The following is a 17,058-nucleotide window of genomic DNA, read 5'->3' as shown; positions in this document are numbered from 1 at the left end:
GAGGCTGCGCGCCAGGCGACGGCGGCCGGGCGCGTCAGCCGAAGGGGCGGCGTCGGGGGCCGCCGAAGGGCGCAGGGGCGGTTTCATGAACGGGACAGGCCCTGGTGTTCCTGGCAAGGTCGCAAATGGCCAACCGAAATAGGGAGCCTGCCCCTGCGCTGCAAAGGCTGCGCGCGTATTTCAGCGCTCAGCGATCGTCCATCGCCACAAAGCCGGGCAAGGCGCAGATCCGGCGCAGCCAGCGGCAGACCGCCGGATGCTCGCCGAGACGAAAGCCCCCCGCTTCGCAAAGATGCGTATAGGCGAACAGGATGATGTCGGCGAGCGAGACCCGATCCCCGACAAACCAGTCGCGCGTCGCCAGATGGTCTTCCATCAACGCCAGCGCCGCCTCGCCGCCGGCGCGCTTGGCCATGATCTGGTCGCGCTGGTGCGCGGTCAGGTTGCCTTCGCCGACATAGAGCAGCCAGAAGCGCAGCGTGGCGATGTTCGGCTCGTGGCTGTACTGTTCGAAGAACATCCAGCGCAGCACATCGGCCCGGTCGAAGGCATCGGCGGGAACGAGCGGGGTCCCCTCGGCCAGATACCAGCACGCCGCGTTGCTTTCCGGCAGGAACCGCGTGCCCACCTGCAGCACCGGAATGCGCCCGTTGCTGTTGACCTGCGACAGGAAGGCGGGCGTGCGCGTCTCACCGCGCAGGATGTCGTAGGACCGGCGCTCGACCGGCTTGCCCAGCAGCGCCGCGGTCAGCCGGATCTTGTAGCAGTTTCCACTGCGCGGATCTTCGTGAAGAACCAGTTCCTCGGCCATCGCATCGCTCCCCCCCAAGTGTTCGCTCGTCGTGTTCGCTCACCGTATTCGTTAGCCGTGTTCGTTTCGCCGCGCTCAGAGCGCGAGCACGATCTTGCCGATCGATTCGCCCCGCTCCATGCGCGCGTGGGCCGCGCCCGCTTCGGCCAGGGCAAAGCGGCGGTCCATCACCGGGCGCAACTCGCCCTGCGCCACCAGCGGCCAGACATTGGCGCGAATTTCCTGCGCCAGCAACGCCTTGAAACTGTCCGAACGCGCCCGCAGCGTCGACCCTGTCAAGGTGTAGCGGCGCATCATGACGATCCCCATGTTGATCTCGGCGCGGGTCCCGCCCTGCACCGCGATCGTGACGTGGCGCCCGTCCATGGCCAGACACTTGAGATTGCGCGGCACATAATCGCCCGCAACCATGTCGAGCACGACGTCGACGCCGCGCCCCTGGGTAATCCGCTTGACCTCCTCGACGAAATCGCTCGCCTTGTAGTCAATCGCGTGGTGCGCACCGATTTCCAGCGCGCGCGCGCATTTTTCGGGCGAACCGCAGGTAACGATCACGGTCAGCCCGAACAGCCGGCCGAGCATCGTCGCCATCGTGCCGATGCCGCTGGTGCCGCCGTGGACGAGCAGTGTCTCGCCCTCGCGCGCGTGGCCGCGTTCGAACACGTTGTGCCAGACGGTGAAGAGCGTTTCGGGCAGCGCGGCGGCCTCGTCGAGCGCCAGTCCCGCAGGCACCGGCAAGGCGTGATCGGCGCGCGCCAGGCAATAGGGCGCATACCCCCCGCCCGAGACCAGCGCGCACAGCGCATCGCCCGGCGCCCAGCCTTCGACACCCTCGCCCAGCGCGGCAACCGTGCCCGAAACCTCGAGACCGGGCAGCGGCGAGGCGCCCGGCGGCGGCGGGTAGTGCCCCTGGCGCTGCACGACGTCGGGGCGGTTCACCCCGGCATAGGCGACCTGGATCAGCACTTCGCCCGGACCGGGGCGCGGCACGGCGCATTCGACGGGCTTCAGAACCTCGGGACCACCGGGAGCATCGAAGCCCACCGCGGTCATCGTCTCGGGAAGAAAGTCGAGCATGGCGCGAGTGTTGCCACAATCTTTGATCCGTTGCGAACCTTTTCCGGCCGCTCACGCCGACCTTCACGCGGACCTGGCGGGCCACCCCGGCGCGCGCCGTTGCGCCGCATGCAGGCAGCCCTCCACAGGTGCTCCCCCAGCCCCCTCCACGAAGCCATTGACAGCGCCCCGGCTTGGTCCGATGCTGCCGGGAATGGACGACGACGACCGACCTCGGCCAGGGCCGTCCGAACGCCAGTTCGGAGCCGCCAGCCTCCTCTCGGGCGAGAGCCTGGACAGCTATTCGCTGGACGAACTCGACGCCCGCACCGCGCTGCTCGAAGCGGAAATTTCCCGGTGTGCGGCGCACCGCCAGAAATCCGCCGCGCACCGGCTCGCCGCCGATGCGCTGTTCGGCAAGGCGCCCTCCTCTCCCGCCGCACCTGCGGCGGTCCCGTCGGCCGACCTGTTCAGGCGGCCATCATGAAACCCCCAGCAGGATCTCAACAGGTCGCTAATGCCGACCTCGCAACGCTCCTGATGTATCCTATATTGAGTTTGAAACGACGATCCACCACACTTCACCCGCAAGAGGAGCCATCCTCCAACTGGAAAGAGTCCTAAATGCCCAGTTTCGCCCAAAGCCTTGAAAAGACCCTGCATTCGGCACTGTCCCATGCGTCGGAGCGGAGCCATGAATACGCGACGCTCGAGCATCTTCTGCTCGCGCTGATCGACGACACCGACGCGGCGCAGGTCATGCAGGCCTGCGGTGTGGACCTTGGCGACCTGGGCGACGTGGTACGCCAGTACCTCGATCAGGAATACCAGTCGCTCAAAACCGAGGACAAGGGCGACCCCTCGCCCACCGCCGGGTTCCAGCGCGTGATCCAGCGCGCGATTCTCCACGTCCAGTCCTCGGGCAAGGACACGGTGACCGGCGCCAACGTGCTCGTCGCCCTGTTTTCCGAGCGCGACAGCTACGCGGTCTACTTCCTCCAGCAGCAGGACATGAGCCGCCTCGATGCAGTGAGCTACATCAGCCACGGCATCGGCAAGGGCGGCAAGCGGATCGAGGATCGCACCCCCAAGAGCGAGGACGCCGCGCCCCAGCCCGAGGAAAAGGCCGAGACCAAGAGCGCCAACAAAAAGGACTCCGCGCTCGACCAGTTCTGCGTCAACCTCAACGAGAAGGCGCTGAACGGCAAGGTCGATCCGCTGATCGGGCGCGGCCCCGAAGTCGATCGCACGATCCAGATCCTGTGCCGCCGCTCGAAGAACAACCCGCTCTACGTGGGCGATCCGGGCGTGGGCAAGACCGCCATCGCCGAAGGCCTGGCCCGCAAGATCGTCGAGGGCGAAGTGCCCGAAGTGCTGTCCGAAGCGGTGATCTACTCGCTCGACATGGGTTCGCTGCTGGCGGGCACGCGCTATCGCGGCGACTTCGAGGAACGCCTGAAGCAGGTCGTCTCCGAACTGGAGAAGATGCCCCACGCGATCCTGTTCATCGACGAGATCCACACCGTGATCGGGGCGGGCGCGACCAGCGGCGGGGCGATGGACGCCTCCAACCTGCTCAAGCCGGCGCTGTCGGGCGGAACCATCCGCTGCATCGGCTCGACCACCTACAAGGAGTTCCGCAACCACTTCGAGAAGGACCGCGCGCTGCTGCGCCGGTTCCAGAAGATCGACGTGAACGAGCCTTCGATCGAGGATACGATCAAGATTCTGAAGGGCCTGCGCTCGGCCTTCGAGGATCACCACAAGGTCAAGTACACCCCCGAGGCGATCAAGACCGCGGTCGAGCTTTCGGCGCGCTACATCAACGACCGCAAGCTGCCCGACAAGGCGATCGACGTGATCGACGAAGTGGGCGCGATGCAGATGCTGGTGCCGCCCAGCCGCCGCAAGAAGACGATCGGCGCGCGCGAAATCGAGCAGGTCATCGCGACGATGGCGCGCATCCCGCCCAAGTCGGTGTCGAAGGACGACAAGCAGGCGCTGGCCAATCTCGAACGCGACCTCAAGCGCGTGGTGTTCGGCCAGGACAAGGCGATCGACGTTCTCTCGACCGCGATGAAGCTGTCGCGCGCCGGGCTGCGCGATCCCGACAAGCCGATCGGCTCGTTCCTGTTCTCCGGCCCCACGGGTGTCGGCAAGACCGAAGTGGCCAAGCAGCTCGCGCAGATCATGGGCATTCCGATGCAGCGCTTCGACATGTCCGAATACATGGAGCGCCATTCGGTCTCGCGCCTGATCGGTGCGCCTCCGGGTTATGTCGGGTTCGACCAGGGCGGCCTGCTCACCGATGCGATCGACCAGCAGCCGCACTGCGTCCTGCTTCTCGACGAAATCGAAAAGGCACACCCCGACCTGTTCAACATCCTGCTGCAGGTGATGGACAACGGCAAGCTGACCGATCACCACGGCAAGACCGTCGACTTCCGCAACGTGGTGCTCATCATGACCACCAACGCGGGCGCTTCGGACATGGCGCGCAACGGCATCGGGTTTGGCGACGTGTCGAAGGCGGACGCGGGCGACGAGGCGGTGAAGAACCTCTTCACCCCCGAATTCCGCAACCGTCTCGATGCCATCGTGCCCTTCGCCTATCTCGCCAAGGACACCATCAGCCGCGTCGTCGACAAGTTCATCCTCCAGCTCGAACTCCAGCTGGCGGACCAGAACGTGCACATCCAGTTCGATGCCCAAGCGCGCGGCTGGCTGGGCGACAAGGGTTATGACCGTCTCTACGGCGCGCGTCCGATGGGCCGCGTGATCCAGGAGAAGGTCAAGCAGCCGCTGGCCGAGGAACTGCTGTTCGGCAAGCTGGCGAACGGCGGCGAGGTCCACGTCACGGTCAAGGACGCGGACAGCCTCAGCTTCGAACTGACCCCGTCCGCGCCCGCCGTCGCCAAGACGCGCAAGCGCAAGACCACGGCAAAGAAGGCCACCGCCCGGAAGCATGGCTCGAACTCCGAGGCCGATCCCAAGCCGGAAGCCAGCTCGGACGAGTGAGCCAGGGCCGCGAATAGGGAACAAGAGGGCGGGAACCGAAGGGTTTCCCGCCCTTTTTCCTTTATGCCATGCCCTCTTACGAACCATGACAGCCCGCGACTTCGCCTGGATCCGGCCCGAACCCTGGGGTCTCCACATCGTTCCAGCCGATTGCTGGGTGGACCCCGCGCGCGCGGTCGATCGCGCGCTCGTCACCCATGGCCACGCCGACCACGCGCGCGGCGGGCACGGACAGACCTTCGCCACACCCGAAACGCTCGCGATCATGAAGTTGCGCTACGCAACTTCGCACGGCGCCGTGCCGGTGGCCTATGGCGAGACGATCGCGCTGCCCGGCAATGTCCGCGCCACCTGGATTCCCGCCGGGCACGTGCTCGGCTCGGCGCAGATCCTGCTCGAACACACGGGCGAGCGGGTGGTCGTGACCGGCGATTTCAAGCGCCGCCCCGATCCCACCTGCGCGCCCTTCGAAGTCACCCCCTGCGACGTGCTCATCACCGAGGCGACCTTTGGCCTGCCGGTCTTTCGCCATCCTCCGGTCGAACACGAAATCGCCAGGCTGACCCGTGCGCTCGCGGTCCATCCCGATCGCTGCGTGCTGGTGGGGGCCTACGCGCTGGGCAAGGCGCAACGTCTCATCGCCGAGCTGCGCCGCGCCGGTCACGACCGGACGATCTGGCTTCACGGCGCGATCGCGCCGATGTGCCAGCTTTACGAGGACTTCGGCATCGCCCTGGGCTCGCTCGCGCTGGTCAGCCAGGCACCGTCAAGGGAGGCGATGGCTGGCGAGGTGGTGATCGCCCCGCCCTCCGCGCTCGCCGACCGCTGGAGCCGGCGCCTTCCCGAACCGATCACCGCCATGGCCTCGGGCTGGATGCGCGTGCGCCAGCGCGCCCGCCAGCGCGGCGTCGAACTGCCGCTGATCCTCTCCGACCACGCCGACTGGGACGAGCTCACCCGGACCGTGACCGAAGTTGCTCCACGTGAAACATGGATCACCCACGGCCGCGAGGAAGCGATGCTGCGCTGGTGCGAACTCAACCAGAAGAAAGCGCGCGCTCTGGCGCTCGTCGGGTACGAGGACGAGAACGAGGAAGCGTAGAATTTAGAACGAGAAATCCGAGGGTCTTTGCCTTCGGGCCCCCCGACCTGTCGAGCGCATCTCTCCCAATGACCCGGCATACCGCCCCGCCAGCGCTTGCAAATCCTATGAAAAATAGGCATCGCACCCCTGCTGTTCGCACTTGCAGCAAGGATTTCGACGAAGCCATGGACATGCCCGCCCCCACCTCCGACATAGCCACCACCCGGTGGATCACCCCGCCCGTCGGCGCGCGCAAGGCGGCGCTGGTCGGCGTGCTGGCGCTGCTTTCGATCTTTCCCCCGATCGCCACCGACATGTACCTGTCCGGGCTCCACGATGTCGCGACGTACTACCGCACCGATGCGGCGGGGGCGGAGATGTCGCTCTCGATCTTCTTTTTCGGGCTCGGGCTGGGCCAGCTCATCACCGGCCCGCTGATCGACGCGCTGGGGCGCAAGCTCCCAGTGCTGGGCGGGGTCGCGCTGTTCGCGGCCAGTTCGCTCGCGCTGCTGCTGGTCGACGACATTTCCGCCTTCAACGCGCTGCGCCTGCTCCAGGCGCTGGGGGGATGCGTGGGCATGGTGGTCGGCCGCACGCTGGTAATGGACCTTTACGAAGGGCGCGAGGCGGCGCGCACGCTGACCGTGCTGGTCATGCTGATGACCGTCGGGCCGATCGTCTCCCCGTTCCTGGGCAGCCTGATGGTCGAACAGTGGGGCTGGCGCTCGATCTTCGGGCTGATGGTCGCCATCGGCGCGCTGTCGCTCGTGCTCAGCGCGCTGATCGTGCCCGAGACCCTGCCGCGCGCCGCACGCGGCCACGGCGCTCTGCGCCGCGCCTTCACCCAATACGGCGAATTGCTGCGGCGGCCCACCTATCGCTGGGCGGTGGTCTGCGTCGCGCTGGTCCAGGCCGCGATGTTCGCCTTCATCACCGCCTCGGCCGGCGTTTTCAAGACCGACTTCGGCCTCGGCAACCTGGCCTATGGCCTCGCCTTCGGGGTGATCGCCATCGCGCTGGTGCTCGCCTCGCAGGCCAACGCCGTGCTGCTCAGGCGCTACAGCCCCGAACAGCTCACCCGGGCCGCTCTGGGGCCCTTCATCGCCGCCGCGCTGTGGCTCACGCTTATTTCGGGAACGCAGAGCCTGTGGGCGCTGATGGTCCCGCTGTGGCTGGCGATGGCCGGGGTCGGCCTGCTCAGCGCGAACACGATGGCGATGGCCATGGCGGCGGCCGGCACGCGCACCGGGGTCGGCTCCTCGCTGCTCGGCGCGGTGCAGTTCGCGGTCGCCTTCCTCGCCTCCTCGCTCGTCGCCCACGCGCCGGGCAGCAACGCGCTCGGGCTGGCGCTGGGCTTCCTCGTACCCGCCGTGCTGGCCACGCTGGTCTGGTTCGCTCTCTACCGCAAAGCGGCGTCGCGTCCGCTCTGAAGGCGCGCACCGTAACGGAAGCCTCGCGCGCGCTCATGCGTTAGACCGGGCAGCCATGGAACGTTTCGCCGCCCTGCTCGATGCGCTGGTCTACACCCGCAGCCGCAACGCCAAGCTCGAACAGCTCGCCGCCTACTTGCGCGAGACACCCGATCCCGACCGTGGCTGGGCGCTCGCCGCGCTGACCGACGGGATCGCCGTTCCCGCGGTCAAGGCCTCGACCGTGCGCAACCTCATGCGCGAGCGGGTCGATCCCGAGCTGTGGACGCTGAGCCGCGACTATGTGGGCGACAGCGCGGAGACCGCCAGCCTGCTCTGGCCCGAACCCGCAACGAGCGCGGAGACGCCCGCCCCGCCGCCCAGCGTCTGCGAGGCGGTCGAAACGCTTTTCGCGATGACCCGTGCCAACGTGATGAGTGAACTTCCCCGCTTGCTCGACCGGCTCGATGCCGAAGGGCGTTACGCGCTGCTCAAGCTTGCCACCGGGGCCATGCGCATCGGCATTTCGGCCCGGCTCGCCAAGACCGCCTTCGCGCAGGCCTTCGGCGTCGCGCTCGAGGATGTGGAGGAGCACTGGCACGGCCAGACCCCACCCTACACCGCGCTGTTCGACTGGGCGGCGCGGGGCGCGCCTGCCCCCGACACCGGCGACCTGCCGCTGTTCCGCCCGTTCATGCTGGCCCACCCCCTCGAAGCCGAGACGCTCGACCTCGCCGACTATGCGGCGGAGTGGAAGTGGGATGGCATCCGCGTCCAGACCGTGCGCGCACCGGGCGAAAGCGGGCGCGGCGAAACCCGGCTCTATTCGCGCTCGGGCGACGACATCTCGGCGAGTTTTCCCGAAATCGTGGCCGCGCTGGACATCGAGGCCGTGCTCGACGGCGAACTGCTCGTGCGCGGCAGCCACCAGGGCGGCGATGAGGGCGGTGCGGCAAGCTTCAACGCGTTGCAGCAGCGGCTCGGACGCAAGACCGTCTCCAAGGCGATGCGACGCGACTTTCCAGCCTTCGTTCGCCTCTACGACATCCTCCAGCTCGAGGGCGAGGATCTGCGCGCCCTCCCCTGGACCCAGCGGCGCGCCCGGCTGGAAGCGCTGATACCCCGGCTCGACCCCGACCATTTCGATCTCTCCGCGCTGATCGCGGCGCCAGACTTCGCCGCGCTCGCCGCGCTGCGCGAGACCGCACGCGACGCGGCGATCGAAGGGGTCATGCTCAAGGCGCGCACCAGCCCCTATCTGGCGGGCCGCAAGACCGGGCTGTGGTACAAGTGGAAGCGCGACCCGCTGCGCATCGACTGCGTGCTGATGTACGCCCAGCGCGGATCGGGCAAGCGCTCCTCGTTCTATTCGGACTTCACCTTCGGCTGCTGGGACGGCGATCCCGATGCGGGCGCGGAGCTGCTGCCGGTGGGCAAGGCCTACTTCGGATTCACCGACGAGGAGCTGAAATGGCTCGACCGGCACGTGCGCAGCCACACCGTCAACCGTTTCGGCCCGGTGCGCGAGACCGACAGGTCGCTGGTGCTCGAAGTCGCCTTCGATTCGGTGCATCAAAGCCGCCGCCACAAGTCCGGGCTCGCCATGCGCTTCCCACGCATCAGCCGCATCCGCGCCGACAAGCCCGCGCATGAAGCGGACCGCATCGCCGCGCTGCGCGCGCTGGTGCGCGACTGAAGAAGCCTGCAAAGCCGGGGGCTTGACCGGTATCAAAGACCGCTCGCCCCACGCCCGCTAGGCCCTCACCATCCCGAAACTCGGACATGGAGAGAGAGTGCCCGTGAATGCTCAAGCCGAAGCCGATTCCCCGGTCCTGAACGCCCGGCAAGAAACCCCGCGCACACCTTACTACATGCTGGGCGGGATGCCGGTGTTCGAGGCCATCGCGCAGCGCTTCTACGACCTGATGGAGAGCGATCCGGCCTACGCCGAACTGCGCGCCATGCACGCGAGCGACCTCACCCCCATGCGCCAGTCGCTGCCGCAGTTCCTCGCCGGCTGGGCGGGCGGCCCGCGCGACTGGTTCGAGGCACACCCCGACCGCTGCATGATGAGCATCCACAAGCCCTTTCGCATCACCCGCAGTTCGGCCGAGCAGTGGGCTGGCGCAATGCAGCGCGCGATCGCCGACGTCGCGCCCGAACCGGCCAAGGTGGCAAGCGCGATGGGCGAAGTGCTGGCTGACCTGTGCGCGGCGATGGCGGTGCGCCCGGCGCCCGAACCGCTGGTCGAAAACGCGCCCGCAGCGCAGGGCTGACTTGCCCCCCGCACTGCGCTACGCTCACGCGCCGTGCACAATCTCGACCCTTCGCGCCGCCGCCTCGCCGCGGGCCTTGCCGCTCTGGCGGGCTACGTCGATGCGGTGGGCTTCCTCAGCGCCGACCGCTATTTCGTCTCCTTCATGTCGGGCAACACGACCCGGTTGGCGACCGAACTTGTCGTCTCCCCCGCCACGGCGGTGATCCCGGCCCTGCTGATCGCAGGCTTCGTCCTGGGTTCGGCGGCGGGGGCCTTCGTGCGCCACAAGGCCGGGCGCTGGCGCAAGCCCGGCGTGCTCGCGCTTGTCACCGCGCTGCTCGGGATCGGGGCGGGGCTGGGGCTCGCCGGACAGGTCGCGGCGATGATGGGCTGTCTGGTGCTGGCGATGGGCGCGCTCAACAACGCGGTCGAAAGCAACGGCGCCCCGATCGCGCTGACCTATCTCACCGGCGCGCTGGTGCGCATGGGGCAATATCTGGGCGACCGGCTGGCCCGGCGTGAAGGGCCTCCGGTGGCCGCGCCCGTGGCGCTGTGGCTCTCGCTTTCGGCCGGAGCGGCGACGGGGGCCAGCCTGTTCGTCGCGTTCGGCCCGGTGAGCCTGATTCTCGCCTGCGCCGCCTCGGCCGCGATGACGCTCATCGGCGCGCGCCTCGCGAGCCGGGCCATCGCTAATCCACAATCCTGAACTGCTTCTCGCGCGAGGTCTCCCCGCGCAGCAGCTCGAGCCGCGAGGGTGCGAGCCCCAGCCCCGCCGCGAGAAGCGCGCGCACCGCCGCGTTGGCCTTGCCGTCCTGCGGCTTGGCGCGGACTTTCGCGGTGAGTTGCCCGTCGCGGATCGCCAACGCTTCGACTTTGGCGCCGGGCGTCACGCGCACCGCCAGCCGCCCCTCGGCATCGACCAGCGCGGCAAGCGCGGCGGCGTCGGGAAGATCGGATTTGGGGCGCGCCACGGGCCGGTTCAGTCCAGCGGCGAGCGATTTACAGGCAAAGCGAGGCCCAGCGCCTCGGCGTGAGCCTGCCCGTTGCGCACGTAGCCCGCCACGCCCGCCCGGTTGGCCGCCAGCGCCGCCTGGTCGAGATCGCGCACATACTTGGCCGGACGCCCCATCCACAGCTGGCCCGCACCGATACGCTTGCCGGTAAGCTGCGCGCCGGCCGCCAGCATCCCCTCGCTCTCGATATGGCTGCCATCCATCACGATCGCGCCGAGCCCGACAAAGGCCCGGTCCTCCAGCGTGCAACCGTGAACCATGGCCATGTGCCCGATCAGCACGTCCTCGCCGATCAGCGTGGGGTAGCCTTCGGGCCGCTGCGGCTTGGGGCTGTCGCAGTGGATGACGCTGCCGTCCTGCACGTTTGACCGCGCGCCGATCACCACGCGGTTGACGTCGGCGCGGATCACGCAGTTGTACCAGATGCTGACGTCGGCGCCGATCTCGACATCGCCGATGATCCGGCAGCCGGGCGCGATGAACGCGCTCGAATGGATGCGCGGCTGCTTGCCGTGGATGGCCGCGATGGTGATGTCGGTGCGGGTGTCGTGCATGGTGGTCCTATGTGGCCTGAACTGTCCGAAGGCGCTTACAGGTCGCAAGCGCGCCAACGCCGGTAGGTGAACATGCGCGCTGAGTGGGTCGTCCTCATCGAGTCGCGGGCGCGCAGGATCAGCCGCTGGGTCTCAATGCGAAATTCGGGCATCGTCACGCCCCAGCGTCCTCGCGCGTGAGCGCGAACACGATCGTCGGGTTCTCCTCGGGCGGGTAGAGCGGGTCCTCGTAGTCGAGATCGGGGCGGCGCACCATGCCCAGCCGCTCCATCAGCCGCCACGAACGCTGGTTGGCCTGCGAGGTCTGCGCGTAGACCACGGCGCAGCCCAGCGCCTCGAACGCATGGGCGATCATCACCCCGGCGGCCTCGCGCGCGTAGCCCTGCCCCCAGCAATCGGCGCGCAGCGTCCAGCCGAGCTGCACCGCGCCTTTGAGGGCGGCGGGCGCGCCGGGCGCGGCAATGCGCGAGAGCCCGCACTTGCCGATCAACGCGGCGTCGGCCTTGCGCTCGATCAGGCGAAACGGCAACTCGCCCGCTTGCGCCATGGAAGCGAAATTCTCGTCGATCCGCGCGGCGTCGCAGGGCCCTCCCAGATGGGCCATGACTTCGGGCGTGTTGATGTGTTCGAGCCAGGCGGCGCGGTCACCGGGGCGCTCCCGGCGCAGCCGCAGCCGCTCGGTCTCGAACACCTCTTCAGCCATGGGCCGGATCAGCCATTGAGAAGCCGCGCGGCGTGGAGAGCGTGGTAGGTCAGCACGCCCGAGCAGCCCGCGCGCTTGAAAGCCAGCAGCGTTTCGAGGACGAGCGCGTCGCGGTCCCCCGCGCCGGCCGCCACCGCCGCCTCGATCATCGCGTATTCGCCCGAGACCTGATAGGCGAAGACCGGCACCTCGAAGGCTTCCTTCACCCGGCGCACGATGTCGAGATAGGGCAGGCCGGGCTTGACCATCACGCTGTCCGCGCCTTCGGCGAGGTCCAGCTCGACCTCACGCAGCGCTTCCTCGGTGTTGGCCGGGTCCATCTGGTAGGTCTTCTTGTCACCCTTGAGCAGACCGTTGGTGTTCACCGCATCGCGAAACGGGCCGTAGAAAGCCGAGGCGTACTTGGCCGCGTAGCTCATGATCTGGACGTTGACGTGGCCCTCGCTCTCGAGCGCCTCGCGGATCGCCTCGATGCGCCCATCCATCATGTCCGAAGGGGCGATGATGTCCGCGCCGGCGCGCGCCTGGTTGAGCGACTGGCCGACCAGCACCTCGACCGTCTCGTCGTTGAGCACGTAGCCGTTGTCGTCGACCAGGCCGTCCTGCCCGTGGCTGGTATAGGGGTCGAGCGCGACGTCGGTGAGCAGGCCGATCGAATCGCCGCAGGCCTCGCGGATGGCACGCAGCGCGCGGCACATCAGGTTGTCGGGGTTGAGCGCTTCCTCGCCGCCCTCGCTGCGCCGCTCGCGCTGGGTGTCGGGAAACAGCGCAAGGCACGGAATGCCGAGATCGACCGCTTCCTTCGCGCGCTCGACCATCAGGTCGACCGACCAGCGCGAGACACCCGGCAGCGAGGAAATCGGCTGCTCGACACCCTCGCCCTCGGTCACGAAGACCGGCCAGATCAGGTCGGCCGGGGTAAGGATGGTCTCACGGTGAAGGGCGCGGCTCCACGCGGTGGCGCGGGCGCGGCGAAGGCGGGTGTGGGGATAGGTCATGATGGCTGCGTGTGTGCCGCAAAACGCAGGCCCGTTCAATTGCGTCTAGCGGGCCTCAAGGTGCACGGCCCGATGATCGGCGCGCACGCGAAAATCCCGTTCAGCGCACTTCCTGCGGGACCAGCCGGTCGATTTCGCGCGTGGTTTCGACGGGGGCACTGGCCGGCGCGCTGAGCGGGGCAAGCGCGGCGCCCGGATCGGTGCGCAAAAGCGCGGCCATCTGCGCCGAGAAAGCGGCGCGCTCGTGGCTGTCGAGCTGGGGTTGCGAAAGGATCTTGAGCCCGGCCGGGTTGATCGTGTGCCCGTCGCGGTACGCCTCCAGGTGGAGGTGCGGCCCGGTCGACAGCCCGGTCGAGCCGACATAGCCGATGATCTGCCCGGCCTGGACCTGCGTGCCCGCGCGCACCGCGATGCGGCTCATGTGCCCGTAGCCGGTCGCCAACCCGCCCGAATGCTGGATCCGCACGTAGTTGCCGTGCCCGCCATGGCGTCCGGCAAAAGTCACCCTACCCGCCGCTACGGCGTGGATGGGCGAGCCGTAGGGCGCCCCGAAATCGATCCCGGCGTGCATGCGCACATAGCCCAGGATCGGGTGGCGGCGCATGCCATAGGGCGAGGTGATGTGCCCCGCCACCGGCATCCCGATCGGCACCGAGCGCGCCTCGCTCACCCCCCTGGCCGAAAGCATCTGGCCATCCTTGCCCCAGCGCAGGAGCTGGAGCGAGGGCTTTCCGTCATGCTCGACCCCGGCGTAGAGCAGGTCGCCGACCTGGCGGTCGCCTTTGGCCGAGCGCTTGTAGGCGACGATCATGTCGAAGGTATCGTCGGCCTGAAGCGCGCGGTCGATCCCGCTCTGCTTGTCGATCGCGCGCAAATAGGCCTGAATCGCGGCGACCGGCGCTCCGGCCGCGCGCGCCGAGCGGTAGAGGCTTGACCCCACCGTGCCCCGCACGCGCAGCGGCGTCGCGTCGACCCGGATCGGGTGCGGGACCAGCCGCAAGGGTCCGGTCGGCGCCTTGGCCGAACGTTCGACCGTGAGATCGAGATCGAAACGCGCCCGGAAATCGAGCGATTCGAGCGCGCGCGCCTCTTGCGGTGCCGGGCGCTTGCCCAGCGTGATGTCGAACTGCGTGCCCGAAGCGATGTCGCCCGGCTGGATGGTGGCACCAATGAGCTGCTGGACCGCCGCGATATCGCCATCGCCGACCCCGGCCCGCGCGAGCATGCGGGCAAAGCTGTCTCCCTGCCCCAGCGTCGAGACCAGTTCGATCTGCGGCCGCTCCGGCGCGCTCGCCAGCGGATGGACCAGCGGGCTGGCGCCCATGCGCCGCCCGCTGTCCGCGCCAAGCGCGAGCGGGGCGATGGTCTGGCTGCGGAATTCATCGCGCACGCGCGGGGCGAGCGGGACGGCGGTGGCGGCCTCGACCGCGGAAAAACTGGGCCAGAAGCTGAACGCCACAGCGCCCAGACCGATCAGTGTCGCAAGCCCGCGAAACCATTTGCGGCTGCCGATATCGCAGGCCAGATCGGGGGCGAGATCGACCCGCGCGCACCAGCCTTCGATCGCGGTGCGCAAGCCGTTGCGCGCGCCTGGCGAAGTGTGGCCAGAGGGGTAAGCCGACGCGCCGGACGCGGGTTCGCGCACCATCTGCGCGTGCGACAGGCTGGGCACGCGGTTGCTGCCCTCGCCCCCTTCGCCGGCTTCACCCGCCTTGTCATGCGCCTTGAACACTCGTGTCCGACCCTTGAAACTGTCACCGTCTGATCGTTTGCGCCCGCCCGCAAACCGCCTTGCGCCGGCAGGCGCCGCGCTGGCCGCTGCTCAGCAAACACCGCCCCAAGTCCGAAATCCAGACTGTCCTTCGAGGTTTTGCGCAACAACCCTGCCCTCTCAAGGTTAACACCCCCCTTACATTGTGGATTTCGCCCCCCGATTCCGGCGAGCCGCCTCTTGCGAGCGACCGATCGCGGTGCCACACTTGACGCCATCATGGTTCCTCCCCCTCATGCGCCGGTGAGACACGACGCCTCAGACGGGGTGAAGGCGGTCCTCGGACCGACCAACACCGGCAAGACCCACCTCGCGATCGAGCGGATGTGCGCGCATTCAAGCGGCATGATCGGCTTTCCGCTGCGCCTGCTCGCGCGCGAAGTCTACGACCGCGTGGTCGCGATCAAAGGCGAGAAGAACGTCGCGCTCATCACCGGCGAGGAGCGGATCGAGCCCAAGGGCGCGCGCTACCTGCTGTGCACCGCCGAGGCGATGCCGGTGACCGACCGTTCGATGGCTTTCGTCGCGATCGACGAGGCGCAGCTGGGCGCCGACCGCGAGCGCGGGCACATCTTCACCGACCGCCTGCTCCACGCGCGCGGCCGCGAAGAAACGCTGATCCTGGGCTCCTCCGCGCTCGAACCGATGGTCAAGGCGCTCGTACCCGGCGTCGAGATCGTCACCCGCCCGCGCTTCTCCACGCTCAGCCACGTCGCCCCCCGCAAGCTCAGCCGGGTGCCTCCGCGCAGCGCCATCGTCGCCTTCTCGGTCGAGCAGGTCTACGCCATCGCCGAAATGCTGCGCCGCTTCCGCGGCGGCGCGGCGGTGGTGATGGGCGCGCTCAGCCCGCAGACGCGCAACGCGCAGGTCGCGCTCTACCAGTCGGGCGAGGTCGACTACCTCGTCGCCACCGACGCGATCGGCATGGGGCTCAACCTCGATGTCCAGCACGTCGCCTTCGCCGGGCTGTCCAAGTACGACGGGCAGCGCCACCGGCGGCTCACTCCGGCCGAGATGGCGCAGATCGCCGGGCGCGCCGGGCGCCACCAGACCGATGGCACCTTCGGCGCGCTGGCGGGCATGGGTTCGCGCGGCGGCGATGGCGAGCTGGAGTTCGAGCCCGAGGAAATCTACGCGATCGAGGAACACCGCTTCGCGCCGCTGACCCGGTTGTTCTGGCGCGATCCCGAACCGCGCTTTTCCTCGCTCGAAACGCTCATCGCCGATCTCGAGACCCCGCCCGAGCGTCCCGAATTGCGGCTCGGCCCGCAGGCGATCGACCTTTCCGTGCTCAAGCGCCTCGCCGAAGAGCCCGACATCGCCGCCTCGGTGCGCAGCGCCGCGCAGGTCGAACGGTTCTGGGACGTCTGCCGCCTGCCCGACTTTCGCCAGCAGGGCACCGAGACCCATTCGCGCTTCATCGCACGGCTGTGGCAGGACTTGCGCCAGGGCGAACTGGGGGCCGATTTCGTGGCCCAGCAGATCGCCCAGCTCGACCGCACCGGCGGCGATATCGACACCTTGCAGGGGCGCATTGCCGCAATCCGTTCCTGGGCCTATATCGCCCAGCGGCCCGACTGGGTGCTGGCGCGCGACGAGATGGCCGCGCGGGCACGCGCGGTCGAAGCCCGGCTTTCCGATGCCCTGCACGGCAAGCTGACCGAACGTTTCATCAATCGCAGGACAGCGCTGCTCATGAAAAAGCTGGGACCGGACACCGGTCTTCTCTCCGTACGGCTCGAAGACGAGGAAGTCCTGGTCGAAGGCGAACACATCGGTTCGCTGCGCGGCTTTCGCTTCGTGGTCGATCCCCAGGCCCGCCTGACCGACTACAAGCTGCTGCTTTCGGCCGCCGAAAAGCACCTTTCCGGACTGCTCGAGACCCGCGCCGAGGCGCTGACCACGGCGCTCCACGCGGGCGAGACCCCGCTCGCGCTCGACCAGGGCGCGATCGTCTGGGAGGGCGAGAAGCTCGGCGCGCTGAGCGCCGGACGCGCGCTGCTCACCCCCGTGTTCGAACCCGACCGCACGCTCGATGTCATTCCCGCCCCCGCGCGCAAGACGCTCGTCGCGGCGATCGAGGCCTGGCTCGAAAGGCAGCTCGAACCGCTCGCCCCGCTCGGCAAGCTCGACGAGGCGAGCCGCTCCGAAGAAGCCGGCCCGGACCTTCGCGCGCTGCTGATCGTGCTCGTCGAACACGGCGGCATGCTCGCGCGGGAGCATTCGGGAATCGAGAAGCTCGACAAGGCGCGGCGCACCATGCTCGCCAAGCTGGGCGTGCGTGTGGGCGCGCTCGACCTCTTCGTGCCCGCCATGCTGCGCCCGCGCCCGATCGCCTTGTGGCGCGAACTGGCGCGGCTCGCGGGGCGTGCGCCGCGCGGCGG

Annotated in this window: 15 protein-coding genes; 8 read left to right on the top strand and 7 right to left on the bottom strand. The window is 68.5% G+C overall.

Going from position 1 to position 17,058, the window contains the following annotated elements:
* Positions 1–187: 187 nt before the first annotated feature.
* Both MTR62_RS16460 and MTR62_RS16455 read right to left on the bottom strand, forming a co-directional pair.
* On the bottom strand, positions 188–811 hold the full coding sequence (locus tag MTR62_RS16460) for a glutathione S-transferase family protein (RefSeq protein WP_244022933.1): 624 nt from the start codon (positions 809–811) through the stop codon (positions 188–190).
* A gap of 75 nt (positions 812–886) precedes the next feature.
* Positions 887–1,888: an NAD(P)H-quinone oxidoreductase gene (locus tag MTR62_RS16455; RefSeq protein WP_244022931.1), complete on the bottom strand. Its 1,002-nt coding sequence runs from the start codon at positions 1,886–1,888 to the stop codon at positions 887–889.
* Positions 1,889–2,081: 193 nt separating this feature from the next.
* Here MTR62_RS16455 and MTR62_RS16450 point away from each other — a divergent pair, with 193 nt between their 5' ends.
* The 7 genes from MTR62_RS16450 to MTR62_RS16420 all read left to right on the top strand — a co-directional run bounded on the left by MTR62_RS16450 (position 2,082) and on the right by MTR62_RS16420 (position 10,341).
* Positions 2,082–2,354, top strand: coding sequence for a DUF1192 domain-containing protein (locus tag MTR62_RS16450; protein ID WP_327194426.1), 273 nt, complete (start codon positions 2,082–2,084; stop codon positions 2,352–2,354).
* A gap of 137 nt (positions 2,355–2,491) precedes the next feature.
* Positions 2,492–4,885 carry an ATP-dependent Clp protease ATP-binding subunit ClpA gene (clpA, locus tag MTR62_RS16445; RefSeq protein ID WP_244022929.1) on the top strand — a complete coding sequence of 798 codons (2,394 nt, stop codon included), beginning with the start codon at positions 2,492–2,494 and terminating at the stop codon, positions 4,883–4,885.
* 85 nt (positions 4,886–4,970) lie between these two features.
* The gene (locus MTR62_RS16440; protein WP_244022927.1) at positions 4,971–5,987 is read left to right on the top strand and encodes a ligase-associated DNA damage response exonuclease; all 1,017 of its coding nucleotides are present in this window, start codon (positions 4,971–4,973) and stop codon (positions 5,985–5,987) included.
* Between the two features lie 173 nt (positions 5,988–6,160).
* A complete protein-coding gene (locus MTR62_RS16435) occupies positions 6,161–7,399 on the top strand; it encodes a multidrug effflux MFS transporter (protein ID WP_244022925.1) in 1,239 nt (412 codons plus the stop codon).
* 55 nt (positions 7,400–7,454) lie between these two features.
* On the top strand, positions 7,455–9,074 hold the full coding sequence (locus MTR62_RS16430) for a cisplatin damage response ATP-dependent DNA ligase (protein WP_244022923.1): 1,620 nt from the start codon (positions 7,455–7,457) through the stop codon (positions 9,072–9,074).
* A gap of 103 nt (positions 9,075–9,177) precedes the next feature.
* Positions 9,178–9,654 carry a group II truncated hemoglobin gene (locus MTR62_RS16425; RefSeq protein ID WP_407672697.1) on the top strand — a complete coding sequence of 159 codons (477 nt, stop codon included), beginning with the start codon at positions 9,178–9,180 and terminating at the stop codon, positions 9,652–9,654.
* Between the two features lie 33 nt (positions 9,655–9,687).
* Positions 9,688–10,341 carry a YoaK family protein gene (locus tag MTR62_RS16420; protein WP_244022921.1) on the top strand — a complete coding sequence of 218 codons (654 nt, stop codon included), beginning with the start codon at positions 9,688–9,690 and terminating at the stop codon, positions 10,339–10,341.
* On the opposite strand, the gene MTR62_RS16415 is transcribed toward MTR62_RS16420, so the two are convergent.
* The 5 genes from MTR62_RS16415 to MTR62_RS16395 form a co-directional block, all read right to left on the bottom strand.
* Complete coding sequence (locus MTR62_RS16415; RefSeq protein ID WP_244022919.1) at positions 10,325–10,606, bottom strand: DUF167 domain-containing protein; 282 nt, start codon at positions 10,604–10,606, stop codon at positions 10,325–10,327. The two genes, MTR62_RS16420 and MTR62_RS16415, sit on opposite strands and share 17 nt — an antisense overlap.
* Before the next feature lie 8 nt (positions 10,607–10,614).
* On the bottom strand, positions 10,615–11,202 hold the full coding sequence (locus tag MTR62_RS16410) for a gamma carbonic anhydrase family protein (protein ID WP_244022917.1): 588 nt from the start codon (positions 11,200–11,202) through the stop codon (positions 10,615–10,617).
* Between the two features lie 154 nt (positions 11,203–11,356).
* Positions 11,357–11,905: a GNAT family N-acetyltransferase gene (locus MTR62_RS16405; RefSeq protein WP_244022915.1), complete on the bottom strand. Its 549-nt coding sequence runs from the start codon at positions 11,903–11,905 to the stop codon at positions 11,357–11,359.
* 8 nt (positions 11,906–11,913) lie between these two features.
* Positions 11,914–12,903 carry a porphobilinogen synthase gene (gene hemB, locus MTR62_RS16400; protein WP_244022913.1) on the bottom strand — a complete coding sequence of 330 codons (990 nt, stop codon included), beginning with the start codon at positions 12,901–12,903 and terminating at the stop codon, positions 11,914–11,916.
* 100 nt (positions 12,904–13,003) lie between these two features.
* Positions 13,004–14,635, bottom strand: a complete 1,632-nt coding sequence (locus MTR62_RS16395; RefSeq protein WP_244022911.1) for a peptidoglycan DD-metalloendopeptidase family protein — start codon at positions 14,633–14,635, stop codon at positions 13,004–13,006.
* A 258-nt stretch (positions 14,636–14,893) separates the two neighbouring features.
* Between MTR62_RS16395 and MTR62_RS16390 the strand changes: the two genes are divergently transcribed.
* The coding region (locus MTR62_RS16390) for a helicase-related protein (protein ID WP_244022908.1) at positions 14,894–17,058 on the top strand (2,165 nt) is incomplete at its 3' end.

Source organism: Novosphingobium organovorum, from assembly GCF_022832435.1.
In the GTDB taxonomy this organism is placed as follows: Bacteria; Pseudomonadota; Alphaproteobacteria; order Sphingomonadales; family Sphingomonadaceae; genus Novosphingobium; species Novosphingobium organovorum.
This window is presented reverse-complemented; position numbering and strand designations above follow the sequence as displayed.